The following is a 19894-nucleotide window of genomic DNA, read 5'->3' on the forward strand; positions in this document are numbered from 1 at the left end:
CTGGCCCGAGACCGAGGAGGCGCCCACCGGCTTCACCGCCCCCGATGCCCCGCCGCTGGTGGTCGTCGGCACGGTGGCCGACCCCGCCACCCCCTACGCCTGGTCCCGGGAGCTGACCGACCAGCTGGAGACCGCGACCCTGGTCACCTACGAGGGCGGCGGGCACACCATCTACGGGTACGGCGTCAACCGGTGCGTCGACGACGTCGTGGACACCTACCTGCTGGCCCTCACCCCGCCCGGCAGCGGCCACACCTGCCGGCCCGAATGATCCGCGCATCTGAATGGTCGGAACATCTGAATGGTCCGCACTCCTGAATGTTCTGCTCATCCGAATGGCCCGCCCATGCGGATGAGCAGAACATCCGGGTGATCAGAACATCCGAGTGACTCGTGCGCCCGGGCCCCGGCCCCGGCCGTGTCCTCCCTGGGAACCGGCGCCGTGAACAGGGAGGATGGGAGGGGACCGTCCGAGGTTCGGGCGGGGAACGGAGCCCTGACGGTGGTGCGGTCGGTGCGCATGGGGTCCGCCGCGGCGGCCGCCGCGACGGTGCTCCTGCTCTCCGCCTGCCCCGCGCCGCCCACCGCGGAGCCCGTCGCCGAGGAGATCCCCGAACGCTACGCCGGGCAGGAGATCGCCTGGACCGCCTGCCCCGGCCGGGAGGCGCCGCTGGAATGCGGGACCGTCACCGTCCCGCTCGACCACGACCGCCCCGGCGGGCAGACCCTCGACCTGGCCCTGATCCGGCTGCCCTCCGCCGGGCCGCCGCAGGAACGGGTCGGCTCCCTGGTGATCAACCCCGGCGGTCCCGGTGTCCCGGGCACCGCGATGTTCCACGGCACCGTGTTCTCCGACCGCGTCCGGGCGTCCTTCGACCTGGTGTCCTTCGACCCGCGCGGGGTCGGCACCGGCGGCGGCCTGAGCTGCGGAGACCGCTACGCCTTCGAGGACGCCCGGCAGGCCCTCGCCGACACCCACCCCCGCCACCTGAGCGCGGTCGACCTGCAACCGCTGGACGACGCGGCCCGCCGGTACGCGGGTTCGTGCACCGAGGCGGCGGGGGAGGAGGTCCTGGCCGAGGTCGGCACCGTCAACGTCGTGCGCGACCTGGAGATCATCCGCGACGCGCTGGGCGAGGACGCCCTGACGTACGTGGGCTACTCCTACGGCACCCACATCGGCGCCCTCTACGCGCACATGTACCCCCGGCGCACCCGCGCCATGGTCCTGGACGCCGCGGTGGACACCGACGCCTCCACCGTGGAGACGGCGCTGGACCAGACCGCGGCCTTCCAGGCCGCCTGGGAGCGGTTCGTCGACCACTGCGCCGCGACGGTCCGGGACTGCCCCTTCACCCCCGGGGCCGACCCCGACACCGTGGCCCGCGAGCTCATCGAGAAGCTGGACCGGGCACCCGTCTCCGCCGACGGCATCCCCGTGGACGGGCGGCTGCTGCTGCTCATGGCCACCTCCGCCCTGTACCGGGAGGAGGCCTGGGACCCGCTGGCCGACGCGTTCGCCGCCCTGACCCGGGAGGGGGCGGGGGAGCCCGGGGCACCGGGGGAGTCGGGCGAGGAGCTGCTCGCCCTGTACGAGGAGGTGTTCGGCGGCCTGGGTGAAGAGGAAGGGGAGCCGCAGGTCGGAACCGGTGGCGACCACGGCGACCCGCGCGCCGCCTACACCGCCGTCACCTGCGCCGACCACGCCTCGCCGACGGACGTGACCGGGTACCGGGACGCCGCCGCCGAGGCCGTCGACCTGTCCCCGCTGTTCGGCGCCGACGCCGTCTGGGACCACCTGCCCTGCGCGCACTGGCAGCGCGCCGAACGGCCGCCCACCGGGTTCACGGCCCCCGATGCCCCGCCGCTGGTGGTCGTGGGCACGGTGGGCGACCCCGCCACGCCCTACGCCTGGTCCCGGGAGCTGGCCGAGCGGCTGGAGAGCGCGGTCCTGGTCACCTACGAGGGCGGCGGCCACACCCTGTACGGGTCGGGGCGGGTGCCGTGCGTGGAGGAGGCGGTGGACGCCTACCTGATCGGCGGGGAGACACCGCCCGAGGGGCTGAGCTGCCCCGAGGAGTGAGGCGGCGGGGCGGGCCGGACATGGAGGAGACCCCGCCGTACGGCCGATCCGTGCGACGGGGTCCCCCGGTCCGGGAAGGGGCTTAGTGAGGGCGGCGCGGGGCGGGCACTACCGGGCGCGGGTCCGCGGCGGTCCGGCCGATGGGGGCCGAGTCGGCGGGGTTCGGGCCGGCGGGGGCCGGGCGCGCCTCGGACGGCTCCCACAGGACCTGGGCGAAGAACGCCGCCAGCCACGTCCACAGCACCAGGGCCGACAGCCAGGCCGCCGCGGCGGCGGCCGCCGGAACGGTGAGCGCGACGGCCCCGCAGACCACGGCGACCAGTGCGCACGACCACGAGTACAGGACCGCGCCGCCCCGGCCGGTGGAGCGCAGCCACCCCGAGCCGCCCAGCACCGCGCGGGTCAGGGCCACCGGCGCCGCCCACCCCAGGGCGGTGCGCACCAGCGCGTCCAGCGCCGGGGCCGCGGCCTCGGTCGCCCCCGGCAGCGGAGCCGCCACCGGGTCCACCGCCCACACCCCGCTCAGCAGCACGCAGGCCCCGTAGACCGCGACCGACACCGAGGCGGACCGCTGCGACGCCCGGCCGCGCAGCGCCCGGGCCAGCCCTACCGCGCCGCCGATCGCCAGGACCCCGCACACCAGGACGACCAGCGCCTGCGCCCAGCCCTCGCCGGAGGCGACGAACGGGTTCGCGGGCGGGGCCGACGCGTCCGGGCCGCCCCAGGACACCTGCGCCAGCGAGAAGAGCAGCTGCGCGGGCCCCGCGGCCATACCGCAGAGCAGCAGGGAACGGGTGGTGTCCGAGCCCGGCCGGTCCTCGGCGCGCTCCGGCCGGACCGTGGCCCGTTGCGGATTCCGAGTGTTCGCGCCCATGACGGTGTCGCCCCCATCGGGAGAATGGTGTGGGAGTCGTCGGGGAGAGCCCCCGACCTCATCGACTGTGACTCCAGTCTCACACCCACCACCGACAATCCAGCGACCGTTCATCGGGGATCCGAACGGGGAAAACAGAAAATCCGGAGTGCGGGGACGCTAATGTCCGAGAAGGACACGTCGTCCTCGCCGACCACCGCCCCTCAGCACCACGGAGCGCCGATGACCACGCCCTCCACCGGCTTCCTCCCCCTCATGGAGGGGGATCCCGACCGCCTGGGCCCCTACCGTCTGGTGGGCCGACTCGGCGCGGGGGGTATGGGCACCGTCTACGCCGCCCTGACCCCCGACGGCGCGCGGATCGCGGTCAAGACGCTGCACCGCCACCACACCGCCGACCCCGAGTTCCGCGACCGGTTCACCCGGGAGGTGGACCTGCTCACCCGGGTCCGCTCCACCTGCGCCGTCGGAGTCCTGGCCGCCGACACCACCGGGGCCCGCCCCTGGCTGGCCACCGAGTACGCGCCCGGACCCACACTGCGCGCGCACGTGCTCACCCACGGGCCGCTGAGCGGCGACACCCTGCTGGCGCTGGCCGCCGGGACCGCCGAGGCGCTGCACTCCATCCACTCCGCCGGGATCGTGCACCGCGACCTCAAGCCCGACAACGTGGTGCTGTCCCCCGACGGGCCGCGCGTGCTGGACTTCGGCATCGCCCGCGCCCTGGACGAGACGGCGCTCACCCGCACCGGCGGCGTGGTGGGCACCCCCGGCTGGCTGGCCCCCGAGCAGTACGACGGGGCGGTGCCCGCACCCGCCGCCGACATGTTCTCCTGGGGCGCGCTGATCGCCTACGCCGCCACCGGCCGCGAACCCTTCGGCACCGGCCCCGTCGACACCCTCATCCACCGCACCCGCCGGGAGGACCCCGACCTGGCGGGGGTGCCGCCGCGGCTGCTGCCGCTGGTGCGCGACGCGCTCGACCGCAGCCCCGGGGTCCGGCCCACCGCCGCCCAGGTGATGACCGCCCTGCTGCGCGGCCCGGGGGCGGGCGGCACGGCCGGGGCAGGCGGTACGGGCGGCTCCGGTCCGGGAGGACCCGGTGGGGCGGACGGGGACGGGGCCGGGGTGTTCACCCCGGGGCCACCGGACCCCGGGCACGAGCAGGAGACCCTGGCCCGGCTGCTGGCCACCGGTTGGCGGATCGACACCCCCGTCGACCACACCCCCTGGGTCCCGCCCCGGCGCAGGCGGCGCACCTGGCCGCTGGTGGCCGCCTCCCTGGCCGCCCTGGTGCTCCTCGCCGGGCTGCTCACCGCGATCGTCCCCCCGCTGCGCCAGGCCACCTGGGGTGCCCTGGCCGCCGCGACCCCGCCGCAGGCCCCCGAGGGAGAGGCGGTCGAGGGCGGAGCGGAACCGGTCCCGTGCGAGCCGGACGAGGAGCGGCTGGCGGCCCAGGCGACCGTGGCCACCTGGCGGCCCTTCGCCCCCGACACCGTCACGGCCCCGGACCACGAGGCGCTGCTGGAGGCGGCCGACGACCCCGGCTCGCTCTTCGTCACCGACTCCTCCGTCGAGGTGTGGCCGTTCGTCGTCCCCCTCGACCACGACACCGCCGACTTCGGCCTGGGCAGCGGCACCGTCGACGGGTTCCCGGTGGCCACCGTGTGCTGGGCGTCGGTCGAAGCCGTCGCCGACGGGATCGAGGTCACCGCGCGGTTCACCTACCACCCGAACGTGGGCTCCTACACCGTCCACGCCGAGGACTTCATGGCCCTGGCGCCGCTGGACCCGGCCACCGACCCCCAGGGGCGGGACAAGGTCATCGTGCACGGCGGGGTCAACGAGGACTGGAGCGGGCCGGTCACCCCGGTCCTCACCCTGGACCCCGACGACCCGGTCCAGGAGGCCACCGTGCTCCTGCCCGGTGCCCCCGAACGCGGCGGCATCGCCTACCGGCCCGCGGCGCTGTTCGGAGCGCTGGTGCACGATGTCAGCGGCCACTGCTACGACGTCGACGGCACCACCGGCTGGCGCGACGACGTCCACCAGGGCAACGAGGGCTTCGCCCTCTCCGACTACCGCCCCGAACAGAGCATGCTCACCGACTGCCCCACCTGACCGGCCTCGACCTGCCGGGATGCCCCCACCATCCGGAGGTTCGGAGTCTTCGGATGCGCCGACCATTCAGATGCCGTCGACATCTGAATACCCCCGGCATCCGGGTACCCGGGGTATCCGGGTGCCCCTGACGCCGACACCCTCGGCATCCCGATGTCCGGCGACTTTGAACCTGTCGACGCCGTGAGGCCCCCGGACTCCGGATCCTCGGGCATCCTGGTGGCCTTCGCCGGCCGGGCGCCCCGGCACCTCGACCTACCGACCCTGTTCCCCCATGACCCCGGCATTCGGATGCCCCCGCCATCCGGATAACTTCGACATCCCGCGACCCCCGACACCCCGAGAGCCCGATGACACGACTCTTCACCCACGGGCCGGTCCCACCGGACCTGAGTCCGCTCACCCCCGAGGACCCACGGCGGCTCGGCCCCTACCGGATCGCGGGCCTGCTGGGCGCGGGCGGCATGGGCGCCGTCTACGCGGCCGCCGACGAGGTGGGCCGCTGCGTCGCGGTCAAGGTGATCCACGCCCACTACGCCACCGACCCGATCTTCCGGGCCCGGTTCGCCCGCGAGGCCGACCTGATGCGCCGGGTCGGCGGGCTGTGCACGGTGGCGGTGCGCGCCGCCGACACCGGTGCGGAGAGCCCGTGGATCGCCACCGACTACGTGCCCGGGCCCACGCTGGCCGCCCGGGTCCGCGACCGCGGCCCCCTGGGCGAGGGCGACCTGGCCGCCTTCGCCGCGGGGACGGCGGAGGCGCTGCACGCCGTCCACTCCGCCGGGGTCGTGCACCGCGACCTCAAACCCGGCAACGTGGTGCTGTCCCCCGACGGGCCGCGGGTGCTGGACTTCGGGATCGCCCGGGCGGTCGACGGCACCGCCGTCACCCGCACCGGGATGCTCATGGGCACCCCCGGGTGGACGGCGCCGGAGCTGCTGGAGGGCGCCGACCCGGGCCCGGCCGCGGACCTGTTCGCCTGGGGCGGCATGGTCGCCTACGCGGCCACCGGCCGCCCGCCGTTCGGCCGCGGCGACACCGCGGCGGTGCTGGAGCGCACCCGCCGGGAGCCGCCCGACCTGACCGGGGTGCCGGGCTGGCTGCACGGGATCGTGGCCGCCGCCCTGGCCAAGGACCCCGCCGCCCGGCCGAGCGCGCTGGCGGCGCTGCACGCGGTGGGCCGCGGGCGGTACGGGACCGACCCGACCCTGGTGGCGGCCGAGCCCACCGCCCTGGTCACCCGGCTGGTCGAGGGGGAGTGGTCGCCCGCGCGCGAGCGGGAGCACGAGCCCGGGCGGCGACTCCGGGGCGGCACCCGGCGCCGCTCGTGGTCGCCCTGGCCCACACTGGCGGTCGCGGCCGCGGTGGTGCTGGCGGTCCCCCTGGCCGGGGCGACCGGGTACCGCCTCGGCGGGGAGACCGCGGCGGTGGGCGGCCCGACCGGTACCGGCGGGGAGGCGGGTACGGGCGGGCCGGGGGTCGCCACCCCGGAGTCCCCCGACACGGTCGGCGGGCAGGACCCGCCACCGGGGACCCCCACCGCGCCGGTGCCCGACCCGGAGGCGTTCACCCAGGTCACCGCCGAGGACACGGCGGGCCTGGCAGCGGCGGTCGTCGGCGACGACACGTTCGTCTCCGAATCCCTCGTGGTGTCCCTGCGGGAGGCCGCCGCCGAGGACGGCGGGATCCGCGTCACCGGCCTGCGCAGCCCCCGCTTCGAGGAGGGGCCGGTGGGGCCGATGAGCTCGACCCGGGTGGACCTCACCGCGGGGGCCCAAGGGACCGAGATCGAGGCCGGGTTCTCCGGCCCGGCCGCGGACGAGATCATGCTCCCCTCCGTCCCCTCGGTCTTCACCGCGACCTTCCCCGGGGCTCCCGAACGCGGCACAGTGGTCTTCCACCAGCGCTACGTGTTCGCCCCCGGGGACTCCTACGCCGACCTGCGCCTGTGCTACGACACCGGGGCCGCGGCCGGGGCCGCGTTCACCGCCCCGGCCGCGGGAGAGGAGTGCCCGGCATGAGCCGCCCACTGACCCGGTTCGCGTACCGGCTGTGGTCCCGTTCCACGGTCCTGCTGGTCGTCTCCGCGCTGCTCCTGGTACTGGCGGCGGCCGGCGGCTACGCGGTGGCGGCGGTAGGCGCGGTGTTCGCCGGACGGCCCGGGGCGCCGTCCACCGCAGAGCCCTCCGACGGGGCCGACCCGGCGGGGCCGCCCGCCGTGGAACCGGCCGACCCGGCCCTGGACGGGTTGAACGCCCTGGTGGTGCACGGCGACGACCGGATCGTGCTGTACGCCGCCGGAACGGGGGTGTTCGGGCTGGTCGTCACGGGAGCCGAGGAGGACGCCGACGGGGTCCGGGTCACCGGCACCGCCCGCTACCACCTCGACGAGGGCGGCTACGGGCTGCGCCCGCACCAGTTCACCCTGGGCGGGGCGGCGGCCGACGCGCGGGCCTCGGACCTGCCCGCGCTCGCCGCCGACGCGCCCACGGCGCCGTTCACCCTGGTCTTCCCGGGTGCGGCCCTCCCGGAGGTGCTGGCCGTATCGGCGCCGGAGGTCGCCACCGGCGGCGTCGACGAGGCGATGCTGTGCCTGGCCGCCGACGGCGTCCCCCGGGCCGACGTGCTCGACTGCTGACCCTCACACCGCCGACGGGGCGGCGGCGGGCGGGTTAGGGATCCCGGAGCGGTAGCGGCCGGGGGACAGGCCGAACTCGCGTTTGAAGGCGTTGGCGAACGCGAACTGTGAGGAGTAGCCCACCCGCGCGGCGACGGAGGAGATCGGGGCGTCGCTCTCCTGGAGCATCCGCCCCGCCGTCGTCAGCCGCCACCAGGTCACGTACGCCAGCGGCGACAGGCCCACCATCGCGGTGAACCGCTTGGCGAACGCCGCCCGGGACAGGCCCGCCCGCTCACCCAGCTCGGCCACCGTCCAGGGGTGCGCCGGGTCGCTGTGCACTGCCTGCACCGCCGCGTACACGGCGGGGTCGCGCATCACCCCCAGCCAGCCCCGGGCGGCCGCGTGCCGGTTCTCCTCGATGTAGGTGCGCAGGATGTACACCAGCAGCATCTCCAGCAGGGACGGCACGATCGCGTCCCCGCCGGGGCGGGGGCGGCCCAGTTCCGCCCCCAGCAGCTCCACCGCCGAGCCCAGCTCCGTGCGGACGCCCACCCGCGCGGGCAGGTGGATCAGCCGGGGCAGCTCCGCCAGCATCGGATGCGGCCGCGCCCCGCAGATGTGGTACGACCCGCCCAGGGTGACGCACGAGGGCTCCCCGCGCCCCTGCTCCCCGACGGCGGCCGAACCGAAGCGCGGTCCGGTGCCCGTCGGCCCGCACACCAGCTCGGTCACGGGGGCGTCGGGCTCGGCCCCCCGACCGTGGGGGAGGAGGTCGCACAAGTCCTGCACGGGAGAGGTGGTCTGCTCCGCCAGCACGTGCCCCTGGCCGTTGGGCAGGAACACGATGTCGCCCACCCCCAGGTGGAGCGGGTCCTCGCCCTCCGCGATCAGCACACAGGAGCCCTGGAGGACCACCTGGAAGCCGACCCCGGACCCCGCGGGGAAGCGCATGCCCCAGGGGGAGTGCCATTCGACGCGGGCCGCGTTGGGGCGCCCGGTCCGTACGGTGCCGATCACGTCACTGAGCACATCCATGCCGCCATCGTATCTCCGATACCCCCACTCGTGGACGATGGAATATAGGAACAAGCTTTTCAGGCATAGGAAGTCTCGCGCGCGATTCCTAGTGTTGGGCTCGAACCCCGAACACGAAGGAGTCCCATCATGACCGCCGCACCCGCCGTGGCCCCGCCCCGTGCCTCCTGGAGGCCCCGCCTGGCGGCCGTCGCCGCCGTGGCCGTCGCCAACGCCCTGCTGGCCCTGGTCGCGCCCCTGCTGGGCGCGGACCTGGTGGTCGCCCCGCCGGGCCAGGACCCCGCGGCGATCTCCGCCGGCGCCTTCGCGATCTTCAGTGCGGGCTTCGCACTCCTGGGCTGGGGTGTGCTGGCCCTGGGTGAGCGCTTCCTGGGACGTCGCGGGCTGGTGGTCTGGACTGTCGTGGCGGTCCTGGTCGCGCTGCTGATGGTCGTGCCGCCGCTGTCCGCGGGAGGCACGGTCGCCACCACCGTCGTGCTGGAGCTGTCCCACCTGGTGGTCGCGGCCGTGGTGATCCCGGTCTTCTGGAAGTCCTCCAAGACCACCTGACGCCACCCCTGACCGCCCCCGCTCCCGTGGGGGCGGTTGACCCCCGTCGGCAAACGATATTAGGTTAGGCGAACCTAATATTCGAGAGGGGTTTCCGTGGTCGATGAACGACCCGAGTTCGACCATCTCCTGCACTGGGTGCCCGACATCGACGCCACCGCCGCCCGCTACACCGAAGCCGGGTTCCCGACCCACACCGGCCCGGAACGCGACGGGTTCCGCAACGGGGCCTGGCGGCTGGACGAGCGGTACGTCGAAATCCTCACCGTCACCGACGAGGCCGCTTACACCGCCGCCGCCCTCGCGGAGGGGCTGGGAGCGGTGCGGCCCGCGATCGAACGGGCCGCGGCCGCGGGCGGTGGGGCGCTGACCTTCGCGGTCAACGTGACCGACGCGGCGTCCGCGGCGGAGCGGCTGCGCGCGGCGGGGCACCGGACACGGGAGGTGCTCTTCGAGTTCGAGGAGCCGCCGGTGTCCTTCCGGGAGGTGTTCCTCCCCGACGGCCCGTCGTGGGCGCCGTTCCTCATTACCTACGACCCTCCCCGCGATCGGATTCTCACCGGTCTGCCCGAGGACGCGTTCGACCCGGGGGAGTACGACCTGCGGGAGATCGTCATCGAGGTCCCGGAACCGGACCGGTCGGCGGCCTGGCTGGGCGAACTGCTGGGACTGCCGGCCGAGGGCGCCCGAGTCCCCCTGCCGGGCGGCCACGTGGTGTTCGAGCAGGGGAGCGCGGACCGCATCACCGCCCTGGCCACCACGGGGCCGGCGGTGGAGATCGACGGCCTGTCCCTGCGTACCGCCTGACATGCCGAAGGGCCGACGATCGTCGGCCCTTCGCATGCTCGCTGAGTTCCGGGTCAGCCGTGGAAGTCGAACTCCCCGGCGCGGACGCCCTGGGTGAAGGCCTCCCACTCCTGGCGGGTGTAGACGATGTGCGCGCCCTCGGGGTGGTGGCTGTGACGCACGGCGACCCGCCCGGAACCATCACCCAACGCACCGGCTTCCACGCAGGCGGCGCCGCCGTTGTCGCTGTAGGTGCTGATGTGCCAGTTGATGGTGGCGCGTTCCTGCTCGGACAGCTGCTGGAACGTCGGCTCGGGGGTCACGATGGCTCCTCGATCAGCGCCGAGATGAACTCGGCGGAATCCTGCTCTGACAGGGATTTCTCCCACAAACGATCATACGCAGCGGCCATTCGCTCGGTATCGGGCTCCTCGATGTACACGGCTCCCTTGGGGGTCTCCGCGTAGACCAGGTCCGGGTAGGGATCGTCCATGACGTAGTACTTGAAGGCGCCTGTGGGACTCTCGTGCGCTCCGGCCGAGAAGGGGAGCACCCGCAGTGCGACCGTCGGTAGTTCGGCGGACGCGACCAGGTGCGTGAGCTGATCCCGCATCACCTCGTCCGAACCCACCCGGCGGCGGAGCACGGCCTCGTCCAGGACCGAGCGGATCACGGGCGGGTTCTCACGGCTGAGGAGTTCCTGGCGCTTGAGGCGCAGTTCGACTCCGCGCTCGATGCGCTTCTCCGATCCGTCGAACTCCACGGTGCGGATGGTCGTCCCGGCGTAGGCTTCGGTCTGGAGGATGCCGGGCAGCAGGGTGTTGTCGAACAGGCGGTGCTCGGCCGCGACCTCCTCCAGCCAGACGAAGTCGACGAACTCGGTGGAGACGTCCGTGTAGCCGTCCCACCAACCCGTCTGCCAGGCGCTTTCGCCCAGCTTGAGGAGGCTGTCGCGTTGCCGGGGGTCGTTCACGCCGTACAGGTCGAGCATGGCCATCATGTCGGGGCGGCGGACCGGGTAGACACCGTTCTCGAACCGGCTGATGGTGCCGTTGGTGCGCTGCATGAACTCGGCGACGTCTTCGAGCGTGCGGCCGTTCGCCTCGCGCAACTCGCGGAGCCGCTGCCCCAGCCAGCGGCCGCGCAGGGTCACGTGCTTGCTCCTCTTTGGCCGGGCCATCTCTCCTCCTGAGGTATCCCACAGAATCTTTTTCCACAGAGTTGTGTTATCGGATTCTGGCTGTCACCATAGCAGAAGGTGAGGCGGTCGTCACAGAGTTGATGTCCGCCGATGCCTCAGCAAGGAGGCCCGGACGGAGCGCCTACCAAGCAGACCGTCCGGGCCCGACGAGCCACTGATAGGGATCCCATGACGGAGAACCGCATCACCGACTCGGCATCTGTCTACCAGAGTGACGAGCCCGCCGCCCACCCCCGAGCGTTCTACGTGGACGTGTGGGACGAGGACACCGACACCATGGAGCACTACTACTACGGCGTGACCGCCCCGAACGGCCAGGGCGGCATCGCCCGCCGCATCGGAGGCGGCAGCTTCCATTCCTTCCGGGACCCCGACACCCTCGCCGACCGCATCGGCGGCGAGGTCGTCTGGATCTGACCGCCCGATGGTGTCCCGGCCACCCCCACGCCGGGACACCCCCACATTCGCCCGGCGAATACCTTGCAACCCGGCTTTCCTCCCACGCCCTGCCCGAAGGAACCACACTTCCGGCCTCACCCGCAGGACTAGAGTTGGCGATACACCCCTGGGTGGAATGTCCGTTTCCTGAGAAGTTGCAAAATCGCCTGGTTGCCCGTGTAATCCTTGCAGGTCAGGAAGTCTGCTCCCCGCACACGCGGGGATGGTCCCGACCCGAAGGCCATGTGGGTCCGGTACACCGTCTGCTCCCCGCACACGCGGGGATGGTCCCCTGACGTTCACGGATGGGAGTCTGCGATGGGACTGCTCCCCGCACACGCGGGGATGGTCCCGACCAGCCGGTCGTCCTGGTCGACGGCGACCACTGCTCCCCGCACACGCGGGGATGGTCCCAGCTCCACACCCTGCTCGCCGTCCGTGCATTCCTGCTCCCCGCACACGCGGGGATGGTCCCCTGGGCACCTCGATCCGCACCGTCAACACGCGCTGCTCCCCGCACACGCGGGGATGGTCCCGTCTTCGGTCGACGCCGCGACGCTGCTCCCCGCACACGCGGGGATGGTCCCGACGTCGAGGAGGACTGCGCGGTCGAGGTCGACTGCTCCCCGCACACGCGGGGATGGCCGCTGGGATACGGGCGGCTTACGCAGGCCGCCGTGCTGCTCTGCGGCCTCCGGTGTACACATACAGCCGGACGCGTCCAAGCAGCAGCTCCCTGTTCTCATGGGACCCCCGCGGCGACATTCGCCGTATTCGGGCTGAGGCTTACCAGCGGGTTGTCCACAGGGGCCAGCGAGCGGCTGGTGGGATGGGTGGCGCGGGGAGGAGAATGATTTGGGGGTGTCTTGCGTTCCCGATGCCGGTGCAGAGCTCGCCCGGTTCCACGCTAGCCCGCTCTGATGGTCACTGCCAGCGCCCCGCTTCGGCCTGTGGACAACATCGTCTCGGCGGTTGGCGGCTCCTCCGTTTTGGGAGGGGTGGTTCTCCGGCGGCGATCGGCGGCGGCTTGGCCGCTGTCTACATTCCCGCACCTACGGGGCGCTCCTCGTCCCCTGATCTCACTCCTGATGTGCCGGGCAGGTCCTAGTGTGCTGCTATGCGTGACGACACCCCTGACGAGACGCGCCGCGTCCGCTTGAGCCGGACCTTCGATGAAGATGCAGAGTTGTACGACCGGGCCAGGCCCGGATACCCGCCGGAGCTGTTCGATGACCTTGCCTCGATGGCTGGCATCGGTCCCGGCTGTCGCGTCCTAGAGATAGGCGCGGGCACCGGCAAGGCGACCTTGCCGCTCGCCGAGAGCGGTTGTCGGGTCACGGCCGTCGAGTTGGGTGCGGGCATGGCCACCGTCGCTCGGCGCAACCTGGCCGGATTCGAGGAGGTGGAGGTAGTGACGGCGGATTTCGAGACCTGGCCGCTGCCGGAGGAGCCCTTCGACGTGGTTGTCGCAGTGACGGCGTTCCATTGGATAGACCCGGCGGTGCGGATGACCAAGACCGCCGACGCGCTTCGGTCCGGTGGCACTCTCGCTGTGGTCGCCACGCAGCACGTGGCGGGCGGCAGCGAAGAGTTCTTCGTCGAGGTGCAGGGTTGTTACGAGCGCTTCGACCCCGCGACTGTTCCGGGGATGCGGCCTCCCACTGCGGCGGACATCGACACCTCTGATCATGCGGATGAAGTCGCCCGTAGCGGCCGTTTCGGCCCTGTCACTGTTCGCCGCTACGAGTGGGATTTGGCCTACACCACGACCGAGTACCTGGACGTGCTGCGGACTTACTCCGGCCACCGTGCTCTGCCGCCGCAGGCCCGGGATGGTCTCCTGGACTGCATCGCCGCGCTCATCGACCGCCGCTACAACGGCCGGATCACCAAGCGGTACCTTACGGAATTGCGGGTATCGCAAACATTTCCCGCTCTTCGGTAGAAGCAGCCCTGACCGTGTCCGTCGTACCCCCAATGGTTTGTCCGGCATCGCAAGCACAACGAGCGTTCCTTCGCCATACAGACTAAAGTTGCTGGCGCGCTCTCGGGTGGAATGTCCGTTTCTCGAGAAGTTGTAAAATCGCCCGGTTGACCGTGTAATCCTTGCAGGTCAGGAAGTCTGCTCCCCGCGCACGCGGGGATGGTCCCCGAATCCGCTGAATCCGAATCGAGGGTTTCCGCTGCTCCCCGCGCACGCGGGGATGGTCCCCGGTACCCGTGGGAACCCGTGTCGTACTTCAGCTGCTCCCCGCGCGCGTGGGGATGGTGCTGCCATTCGAGTGGCGCAGAAATCCAGGTGGTGTGAACATTCGGATGACGGCGACATCCGAATGGTGCTGGTATCTGGGTCGCCGGGGCCGTTTAGTCGGGGTTTTCGGTTTCCTCGCGGGCCCGTTGCTCGGCCCGGTCGGCGCGGGACGCGGTCTCGCGCAGGTGACGCAGGACCACCAGGGTGCCCAGGGCGAACACCGCGGCGCCGATCAGGAGGGGCAGCCGCAGGTCCACGCGGGCGAGCAGACCCCCGAGCAGGGCCCCCAGCGGGACCATCCCGAAGCCGAGCACGCGGCGCACGCTCATCACACGCCCCAACAGCCCCGACGGGACGATCTGCTGGACGACGCCGCCGGACAACACCCCCGACACCGTGCTCGCCCCGGCGAGGACCGCCCAGGCCGCGGCGCCGATCCAGGGCGAGCCGGTGGCGGCCGCGACCACCACGGCGCACACCGCCTGGAGCAGGTAGCCGCTCGTGATGGCGGCGAAGCGGCCGAAGCGGGCGGCGAGGCCGGCGGCCAGCAGGGCCCCCGCCAGTGCCCCCACCGCGCCGACCGCCAGGAACACCCCGAACAGCGGCGCCGGTACGCCCAGGTGATCGCGGACGACCAGGACCAGCACCGCCGCCTGCGCCCCCGCGGCCAGGTTCACCGCGGCGGCGAACACGAAGAGCGCGCGCAGCGCCCGGTCGCCGTACACGTACCGCAGCCCCTCGCCGATGTCGGCGCGCAGGGAGGTGCGGACGGCCCCCTCCGCGGGTGCGGTGGCGGGCCGCCGGGCGGCGGCGGGCAGCCCCATGAGGATCAGCGCCCCCAGCAGGTACGCGCCGGAGTTCGCCGCCAGCGGCAGCGCGGCCGCCGCCACGAACAGGAGCCCCGCCAACGGGGCGCCCACGAAGTCCTGTGCCGTCTCCTGCGAGGCCGTCAACCTGCCGTTGGCCCGGTCCACCGCCCCCGGTGCCAGCCCCGGGAGCATCGCACGCCCCGCCAGGTCGTAGACGATCTCGCAGCACATCACCGTGAACATCACGGCGTAGAGCCAGCCGATCCCGGCCTGGTCCACGGCGACGAGCACGGCCAGGGCGGCGACCGCCGCCGCCCGGACCAGGTTGGCGGCGACCATCGCCCGGCCGCGGTCGACCCGGTCCACCAGGGCGCCGCCGACCAGGCCGAACAGCAGCCAGGGCAGGTAGCGGGCGGCCGTCAGCCCCGCCACGGCCAGGGGGTCGTCGGTCAGGGCCACGGCCAGCAACGGCAGGACGGTCAGCATGACGCCGTCGGCCAGGTTGCTCGCCAGGGAGCCGGCCCAGAACCGGTGGAAGGAAGCGCTCAGACGTGGTGGGGGTGGGGCCGCGGGCAAGGGATTCCTCGGGGGGTACGGATCATGGACATATGAAGAAGGGGGCCGGTGGCACCGGCCCCCTCCGGGGTTCGTCTACAGCTCGGCGGCCGATTCCTCGTCGAGCCAGAACAGGGTCTTCTCGGTGCCGCGGACGGCGGCGACCGGGGCCACGTTCGGGTCGGTGTCGGCCAGCCCTAGGCGCACCGCCTCGGCCTTGGAGGCGCCCGAGGCCAGGACCCAGACCTGCCGGGAGTTGTTGATCGACGGCAGGGTCAGGGTGATCCGGGTCGGCGGCGGCTTGGGCGCGTCGTGCACCGGGGCCGTCGCCGCCTCGTCCTCGTTGATCTGCGGCAGGCCCGGGAACAGCGAGGCGACGTGCGCGTCCGGTCCCACGCCCAGCAGGCACACGTCGAAGGCCGGGACCGGCCCCTCACCCCGCGCCGTCACCGCCAGTTCCCGCGAGTAGCGGGTCGCCGCGTGAGCGGCGTGGTCGCCGTCCATGCCGTCGGAGGCGGGCATCGGGTGAACCTGCTTGGCCGGGATGTCGATCGCGTCGATCAGCGCCGCACAGGCCTGCGTCTCGTTGCGGTCCGGGTGCTTGTCCGGCAGGAACCGCTCGTCGCCCCACCACAGGTGCACGTGCGACCAGCCGATGCCGGCTTCGGCCGCGTGATCGCGCACCGCTGCGAGAACGGCGATACCGATCCCGCCACCGGTCAGGACCAGGTGGAACGTGCGCTTGTCGGCCTCGGCGCGCACGATCTCGTCGACCAGCCGCAGCGCGACGTCCTCGGCCAGGGCCTTGGCGTCGGCGTGCCGGACGATCTGCGGTGTGCTCATACCGTGCTCCCCGTGGGCAGCGACCCCAGGTGGCGGGCCGCACCCTCATAGATCTCGTCGGCGTCCAGACGGCGCAGCTCCTCGGCCAGGGCCTGGGCGGCGCCGCGCCGGGCCAGGGCCACCGTCTGGTCCGGCTGGCCGAACCGCGACAGGGTGGCGGTGCGGCCGTCGGCCCGGGAGATCGTGATGTCCCCCTGGTCGGTGATCAGCCGCACCTCGGTCAGCCCCGGCCCGTGCGAGGTCTCGCGCTCCACGGGCACCTCCAACCGCTCCGACAGCCACGCCGCCAGCAGGTCGGCGCTCGGGTAGTGCGACTCGGCCGTCACCCTGGCCGAGGTGACCCACCCGCACGGCTGGTCCATGGCGCTGGCCAGCAGCGAACGCCACGGGGTCAGCCGGGTCCAGGTCAGGTCCGTGTCACCCGGACTGTAGTGGGACACCCGCTCGACGAGGTCCCGCAACGGGTCCGGGGCGCGCAAAGCGTCGGTGATCCTTCGCTGGGCCAGCCTGCCGACCGGGTCCTGCGACGGGTCGGCCGGACCGGCGCCCGGCCACCACACGACCACGGGCGCGTCCGGCACCAGGAGCGGGGTGACCACCGAGTCGGGGTGTTCGCCCAGCGGGCCGTAGAGCCGCAGCAGCAGCGCCTCGCCGGGCCCGGAGGTGCCCGGGCGGCGGATCTCGGCGTCGATGGCGGGTTCGGCCTCGGGGTCGCGGCGGATCAGCGCGATCACCCGGGAGGGGTGTTCGAGCCCGGCCTCGGTGGCGGCCCGCACCGCGTCGTAGTGGTCGGCCTCGTCCGTGACGATGACCAGGGTGAGCACCATGTTCATCGCGCCGCCGCCGACGCTGAGCCGCTCGGACATGAGCGCCTCGGCGATCTGGGCGGTGGTGGTGCGCGGCAGGTAGAGCGTCATCGGTTCCTCCCGACGTGGTCGTTGCCGGTCACGGACGCCGCCACTGGCGGCCGTCGCGGCCCAGGAGCTGCTCGGCCGACTCCGGGCCCCAGGTGCCCGAACCGTACTGCTCCGGCTGGCCCGCCTTGGCCCAGTACTCCTCGACCGGGTCGAGGATCCGCCAGGACAGCTCCACCTCCTCCTGGCGCGGGAACAGCGGAGGGTCGCCGATGAGCACGTCCAGGATGAGCCGCTCGTACGCCTCCGGGCTGGCCTCGGTGAACGACTGGCCGTACGCGAAGTCCATGCTGACGTCGCGCACCTCCATGCTGGCGCCGGGCACCTTGGACCCGAAGCGCAGCGTCACGCCCTCGTCGGGCTGGATGCGCAGCACCAGGGCGTTCTGCCCCAGTTCGCTGACGTCGCTGCGCGGGAACAGCTGCTGGGGCGCGGCCTGGAACACCAGCGCCACCTCGGTGACCCGGCGCCCGAGCCGCTTGCCGGTGCGCAGGTAGAACGGCACACCCGCCCAGCGGCGGGTGTTGACCGCCAGCTTCAGCGCCGCGTAGGTCTCGGTGACGGAGTCGGCGGGGATGCCCTCCTCCTCCAGGTAGCCGACCACCGCCGCGCCGCCCTGCCACCCGGCCGCGTACTGGCCGCGCGCGGTCCCGGTCTCCAGGTCCTCGGGCAGCGACACCGCGGCCAGCACCTTCTCCTTCTCGGCGCGGATGGCGTCCGCGTCGTAGGAGATGGGCTCCTCCATCGCCACCAGCGCCAGCAGCTGGAGCAGGTGGTTCTGGATGACGTCGCGGGCCGCGCCGATGCCGTCGTAGTAGCCCGCGCGACCGCCCACGCCGATGTCCTCGGCCATGGTGATCTGCACGTGGTCGACGTACCCGCGGTTCCACAGGGGCTCGAACAGGGTGTTGGCGAACCGCAGCGCCAGGATGTTCTGGACGGTCTCCTTGCCCAGGTAGTGGTCGATGCGGAACACCGACGACGGCGGGAACACGTCGTCCACCACCGCGTTGAGCTCCTGGGCGCTGAGCAGGTCGTGGCCGAACGGCTTCTCGATGACCACCCGGCGCCAGGGGCGCACCCCCTCCGGTCCCGCCTCGGGCGGCTCGGCCAGCCCCGAACGCTTGAGCTGCTTGACCACGGTCGGGAACAGCTTGGGCGGCAGGGACAGGTAGAACGCGTAGTTGCCCCCGGTTCCGCGGGCGGCGTCCAGCTCGCGGACGGTGTCGGCGAGCCGGTCGAAGGACTCGTCGTCGTCCAGTTCGCCCTGCACGAACCGGACCCCTTCGCTCAGCTGGCGCCACACGTCCTCGCGGAACGGGGTGCGCGCGTACTTGCGCACCGCCTCGTGCGCCTGCGCGGCGAAGTCCTGGTCCTCCCAGTCGCGGCGGGCGAACCCGACCAGGCCGAAGCCCGGCGGCAGCATCCCGCGGTTGGCGAGGTCGTAGATGGCCGGAAGGAGTTTCTTGCGGGCCAGGTCGCCCGTGACGCCGAACAGCACCAGGACGCTGGGCCCGGCGATGCGCGGCAGTCTTCGGTCGAGGACGCTGCGGAGCGGGTTGGGCACCGCTCCCGGCATCACCGGTTCTTTCACGGTTCTCGCTCTTCCTGTCGAGAGTGGCCGGTGGGTCGTGATGCGTACCGCCCGCGCCCCGGCTCAGGGCGCGGGCGGGATGCCTGTGGCCGTACGGCTAGGCGGCCGACTTCAGCTTGGCGGAAAGCCCCTCGAGAAGGCTCTCCCAGGAGTCGATGAACTTGGTCACGCCCTCCTCCTCCAGGAGGCCGAACACCTCGGTGAGGTTCACGCCGGCGTCCTCCAGGGCCGCGAAGTCGGCGTGGGCCCGGTCGTAGGTGCCCAGGACCGTGTTGCCGGTGACCTCGGCGTGGTCGGCGGTCGCGTCCAGGGTGGCCTGCGGCATCGTGTTGACGGTGCCGCGCGCGACCAGCTCGGTGACGTAGGCGGTGTCGGGGTAGGCGGGGTCCTTGACACCGGTGGACGCCCACAGCGGACGCTGCGGGGTGGCCCCCTGCGCCTCCAGGGCCTTCCACTCGGCGCCGGAGAACACCTCCTCGTAGGCCTGGTAGGCGAGCCGGGCGTTGGCGATCGCGGCCCTGCCCAGCAGCGACTTGGCCTCGTCGGTGCCGGTGGCCTTGAGGCGCTTGTCGACCTCGCTGTCCACCCGGCTGACGAAGAAGGAGGCCACCGACTGGATGCGGGTCAGGTCGTGGCCGTTGGCCCGGGCCAGCTCCAGACCCTCCAGGAAGGCGTCCATCACCTGGCGGTAGCGGGCGAGGGAGAAGATCAGCGTGACGTTGACGCTGATGCCCAGCCCGAGCACGCGGGTGATGGCGGGCAGGCCCTCGGCGGTCGCCGGGATCTTGATCATCAGGTTGGGCCGGTCCACCAGCCACCACAGCGCCTTGGCCTCGGCGACCGTGCGCTCGGTGTCGCGGGCCAGGCGCGGGTCGACCTCCAGGGAGACCCGGCCGTCTACGCGGTCGGTGGCGTCGTAGACGGGGCGCAGGGTGTCGGCGGCCCAGCGGATGTCGTAGGCGGTCAGGAGGCGGACGGCCTCGTCCACGGACACGCCGCGGCGGGCCAGTTCGGCCACCTGCTCGTCGTAGGCGTCGCCCTCGGCGAGGGCCTTGTCGAAGATGGTCGGGTTGGAGGTGACCCCGGTCACGTTGTGCGTGGACATCAGGGCGGCCAGGTTCCCGGTGCGCAGGCGTTCGCGGCTGATGTCGTCCAGCCAGACCGAAACGCCCGCGTCGGCCAGGGCCTCAAGCGGCTTGCTCATGGTGTGTGCGCCTTTCC

Annotated in this window: 18 protein-coding genes and 1 CRISPR repeat array; of the genes, 9 read left to right on the forward strand and 9 right to left on the reverse strand. The window is 72.8% G+C overall.

What is annotated here, in order from left to right; genetic code table 11:
• Together ACJOT3_RS08005 and ACJOT3_RS08010 are read left to right on the forward strand one after the other, a co-directional pair.
• Window positions 1-271 (forward strand): alpha/beta hydrolase (locus tag ACJOT3_RS08005; protein WP_406970411.1); only part of this gene is annotated, 271 nt, incomplete at its 5' end.
• Window positions 272-520: 249 nt separating this feature from the next.
• Entirely contained in the window at window positions 521-2083 is a 1563-nt protein-coding gene (locus ACJOT3_RS08010) for an alpha/beta hydrolase (RefSeq protein ID WP_406970458.1), read from the forward strand.
• 82 nt (window positions 2084-2165) lie between these two features.
• Here ACJOT3_RS08010 and ACJOT3_RS08015 read toward each other — a convergent pair whose 3' ends face one another.
• Window positions 2166-2957: a hypothetical protein gene (locus tag ACJOT3_RS08015; RefSeq protein WP_406970413.1), complete on the reverse strand. Its 792-nt coding sequence runs from the start codon at window positions 2955-2957 to the stop codon at window positions 2166-2168.
• A 222-nt stretch (window positions 2958-3179) separates the two neighbouring features.
• Here ACJOT3_RS08015 and ACJOT3_RS08020 point away from each other — a divergent pair, with 222 nt between their 5' ends.
• The 3 genes from ACJOT3_RS08020 to ACJOT3_RS08030 all read left to right on the forward strand — a co-directional run bounded on the left by ACJOT3_RS08020 (window position 3180) and on the right by ACJOT3_RS08030 (window position 7716).
• Entirely contained in the window at window positions 3180-5078 is a 1899-nt protein-coding gene (locus tag ACJOT3_RS08020) for a serine/threonine-protein kinase (RefSeq protein ID WP_406970415.1), read from the forward strand.
• A 350-nt stretch (window positions 5079-5428) separates the two neighbouring features.
• Window positions 5429-7099 carry a protein kinase domain-containing protein gene (locus ACJOT3_RS08025; protein ID WP_406970417.1) on the forward strand — a complete coding sequence of 557 codons (1671 nt, stop codon included), beginning with the start codon at window positions 5429-5431 and terminating at the stop codon, window positions 7097-7099.
• A complete protein-coding gene (locus tag ACJOT3_RS08030) occupies window positions 7096-7716 on the forward strand; it encodes a hypothetical protein (protein ID WP_406970419.1) in 621 nt (206 codons plus the stop codon). The genes ACJOT3_RS08025 and ACJOT3_RS08030 overlap by 4 nt, the downstream gene beginning before the upstream one ends.
• A 3-nt stretch (window positions 7717-7719) precedes the next feature.
• Here ACJOT3_RS08030 and ACJOT3_RS08035 read toward each other — a convergent pair whose 3' ends face one another.
• Window positions 7720-8733, reverse strand: coding sequence for an AraC family transcriptional regulator (locus ACJOT3_RS08035; RefSeq protein WP_406970421.1), 1014 nt, complete (start codon window positions 8731-8733; stop codon window positions 7720-7722).
• 129 nt (window positions 8734-8862) lie between these two features.
• Between ACJOT3_RS08035 and ACJOT3_RS08040 the strand changes: the two genes are divergently transcribed.
• Window positions 8863-9282, forward strand: coding sequence for a DUF6069 family protein (locus ACJOT3_RS08040; protein ID WP_406970423.1), 420 nt, complete (start codon window positions 8863-8865; stop codon window positions 9280-9282).
• Between the two features lie 96 nt (window positions 9283-9378).
• Window positions 9379-10089 carry a VOC family protein gene (locus ACJOT3_RS08045; protein WP_406970425.1) on the forward strand — a complete coding sequence of 237 codons (711 nt, stop codon included), beginning with the start codon at window positions 9379-9381 and terminating at the stop codon, window positions 10087-10089.
• A 53-nt stretch (window positions 10090-10142) separates the two neighbouring features.
• On the opposite strand, the gene ACJOT3_RS08050 is transcribed toward ACJOT3_RS08045, so the two are convergent.
• Both ACJOT3_RS08050 and ACJOT3_RS08055 read right to left on the reverse strand, forming a co-directional pair.
• On the reverse strand, window positions 10143-10391 hold the full coding sequence (locus ACJOT3_RS08050) for a DUF397 domain-containing protein (protein WP_406970427.1): 249 nt from the start codon (window positions 10389-10391) through the stop codon (window positions 10143-10145).
• Complete coding sequence (locus ACJOT3_RS08055) at window positions 10388-11221, reverse strand: helix-turn-helix domain-containing protein (RefSeq protein ID WP_406970429.1); 834 nt, start codon at window positions 11219-11221, stop codon at window positions 10388-10390. The genes ACJOT3_RS08050 and ACJOT3_RS08055 overlap by 4 nt, the downstream gene beginning before the upstream one ends.
• 216 nt (window positions 11222-11437) lie before the next feature.
• Here ACJOT3_RS08055 and ACJOT3_RS08060 point away from each other — a divergent pair, with 216 nt between their 5' ends.
• Entirely contained in the window at window positions 11438-11686 is a 249-nt protein-coding gene (locus ACJOT3_RS08060) for a hypothetical protein (protein WP_406970431.1), read from the forward strand.
• A gap of 223 nt (window positions 11687-11909) precedes the next feature.
• Window positions 11910-12355: a CRISPR direct-repeat array (repeat unit 29 nt; unit sequence CTGCTCCCCGCACACGCGGGGATGGTCCC).
• 469 nt (window positions 12356-12824) lie between these two features.
• The gene (locus tag ACJOT3_RS08065) at window positions 12825-13652 is read left to right on the forward strand and encodes a class I SAM-dependent methyltransferase (RefSeq protein ID WP_406970433.1); all 828 of its coding nucleotides are present in this window, start codon (window positions 12825-12827) and stop codon (window positions 13650-13652) included.
• Window positions 13653-14071: 419 nt separating this feature from the next.
• On the opposite strand, the gene ACJOT3_RS08070 is transcribed toward ACJOT3_RS08065, so the two are convergent.
• The 5 genes from ACJOT3_RS08070 to tal all read right to left on the reverse strand — a co-directional run bounded on the left by ACJOT3_RS08070 (window position 14072) and on the right by tal (window position 19877).
• The gene (locus ACJOT3_RS08070) at window positions 14072-15343 is read right to left on the reverse strand and encodes an MFS transporter (RefSeq protein ID WP_406970435.1); all 1272 of its coding nucleotides are present in this window, start codon (window positions 15341-15343) and stop codon (window positions 14072-14074) included.
• 75 nt (window positions 15344-15418) lie between these two features.
• The gene (gene pgl, locus ACJOT3_RS08075; RefSeq protein WP_406970436.1) at window positions 15419-16165 is read right to left on the reverse strand and encodes a 6-phosphogluconolactonase; all 747 of its coding nucleotides are present in this window, start codon (window positions 16163-16165) and stop codon (window positions 15419-15421) included.
• Window positions 16162-17082, reverse strand: coding sequence for a glucose-6-phosphate dehydrogenase assembly protein OpcA (locus ACJOT3_RS08080; protein ID WP_406970438.1), 921 nt, complete (start codon window positions 17080-17082; stop codon window positions 16162-16164). The genes pgl and ACJOT3_RS08080 overlap by 4 nt, the downstream gene beginning before the upstream one ends.
• Window positions 17083-17110: 28 nt before the next feature.
• Complete coding sequence (gene zwf, locus ACJOT3_RS08085; RefSeq protein ID WP_406970460.1) at window positions 17111-18658, reverse strand: glucose-6-phosphate dehydrogenase; 1548 nt, start codon at window positions 18656-18658, stop codon at window positions 17111-17113.
• 112 nt (window positions 18659-18770) lie between these two features.
• On the reverse strand, window positions 18771-19877 hold the full coding sequence (gene tal / locus ACJOT3_RS08090) for a transaldolase (RefSeq protein ID WP_406970440.1): 1107 nt from the start codon (window positions 19875-19877) through the stop codon (window positions 18771-18773).
• Between the last annotated feature and the right edge of the window lie 17 nt (window positions 19878-19894).

The organism is Nocardiopsis protaetiae (genome assembly GCF_045446735.1).
GTDB classification, from domain to species: Bacteria; Actinomycetota; Actinomycetes; order Streptosporangiales; family Streptosporangiaceae; genus Nocardiopsis; species Nocardiopsis protaetiae.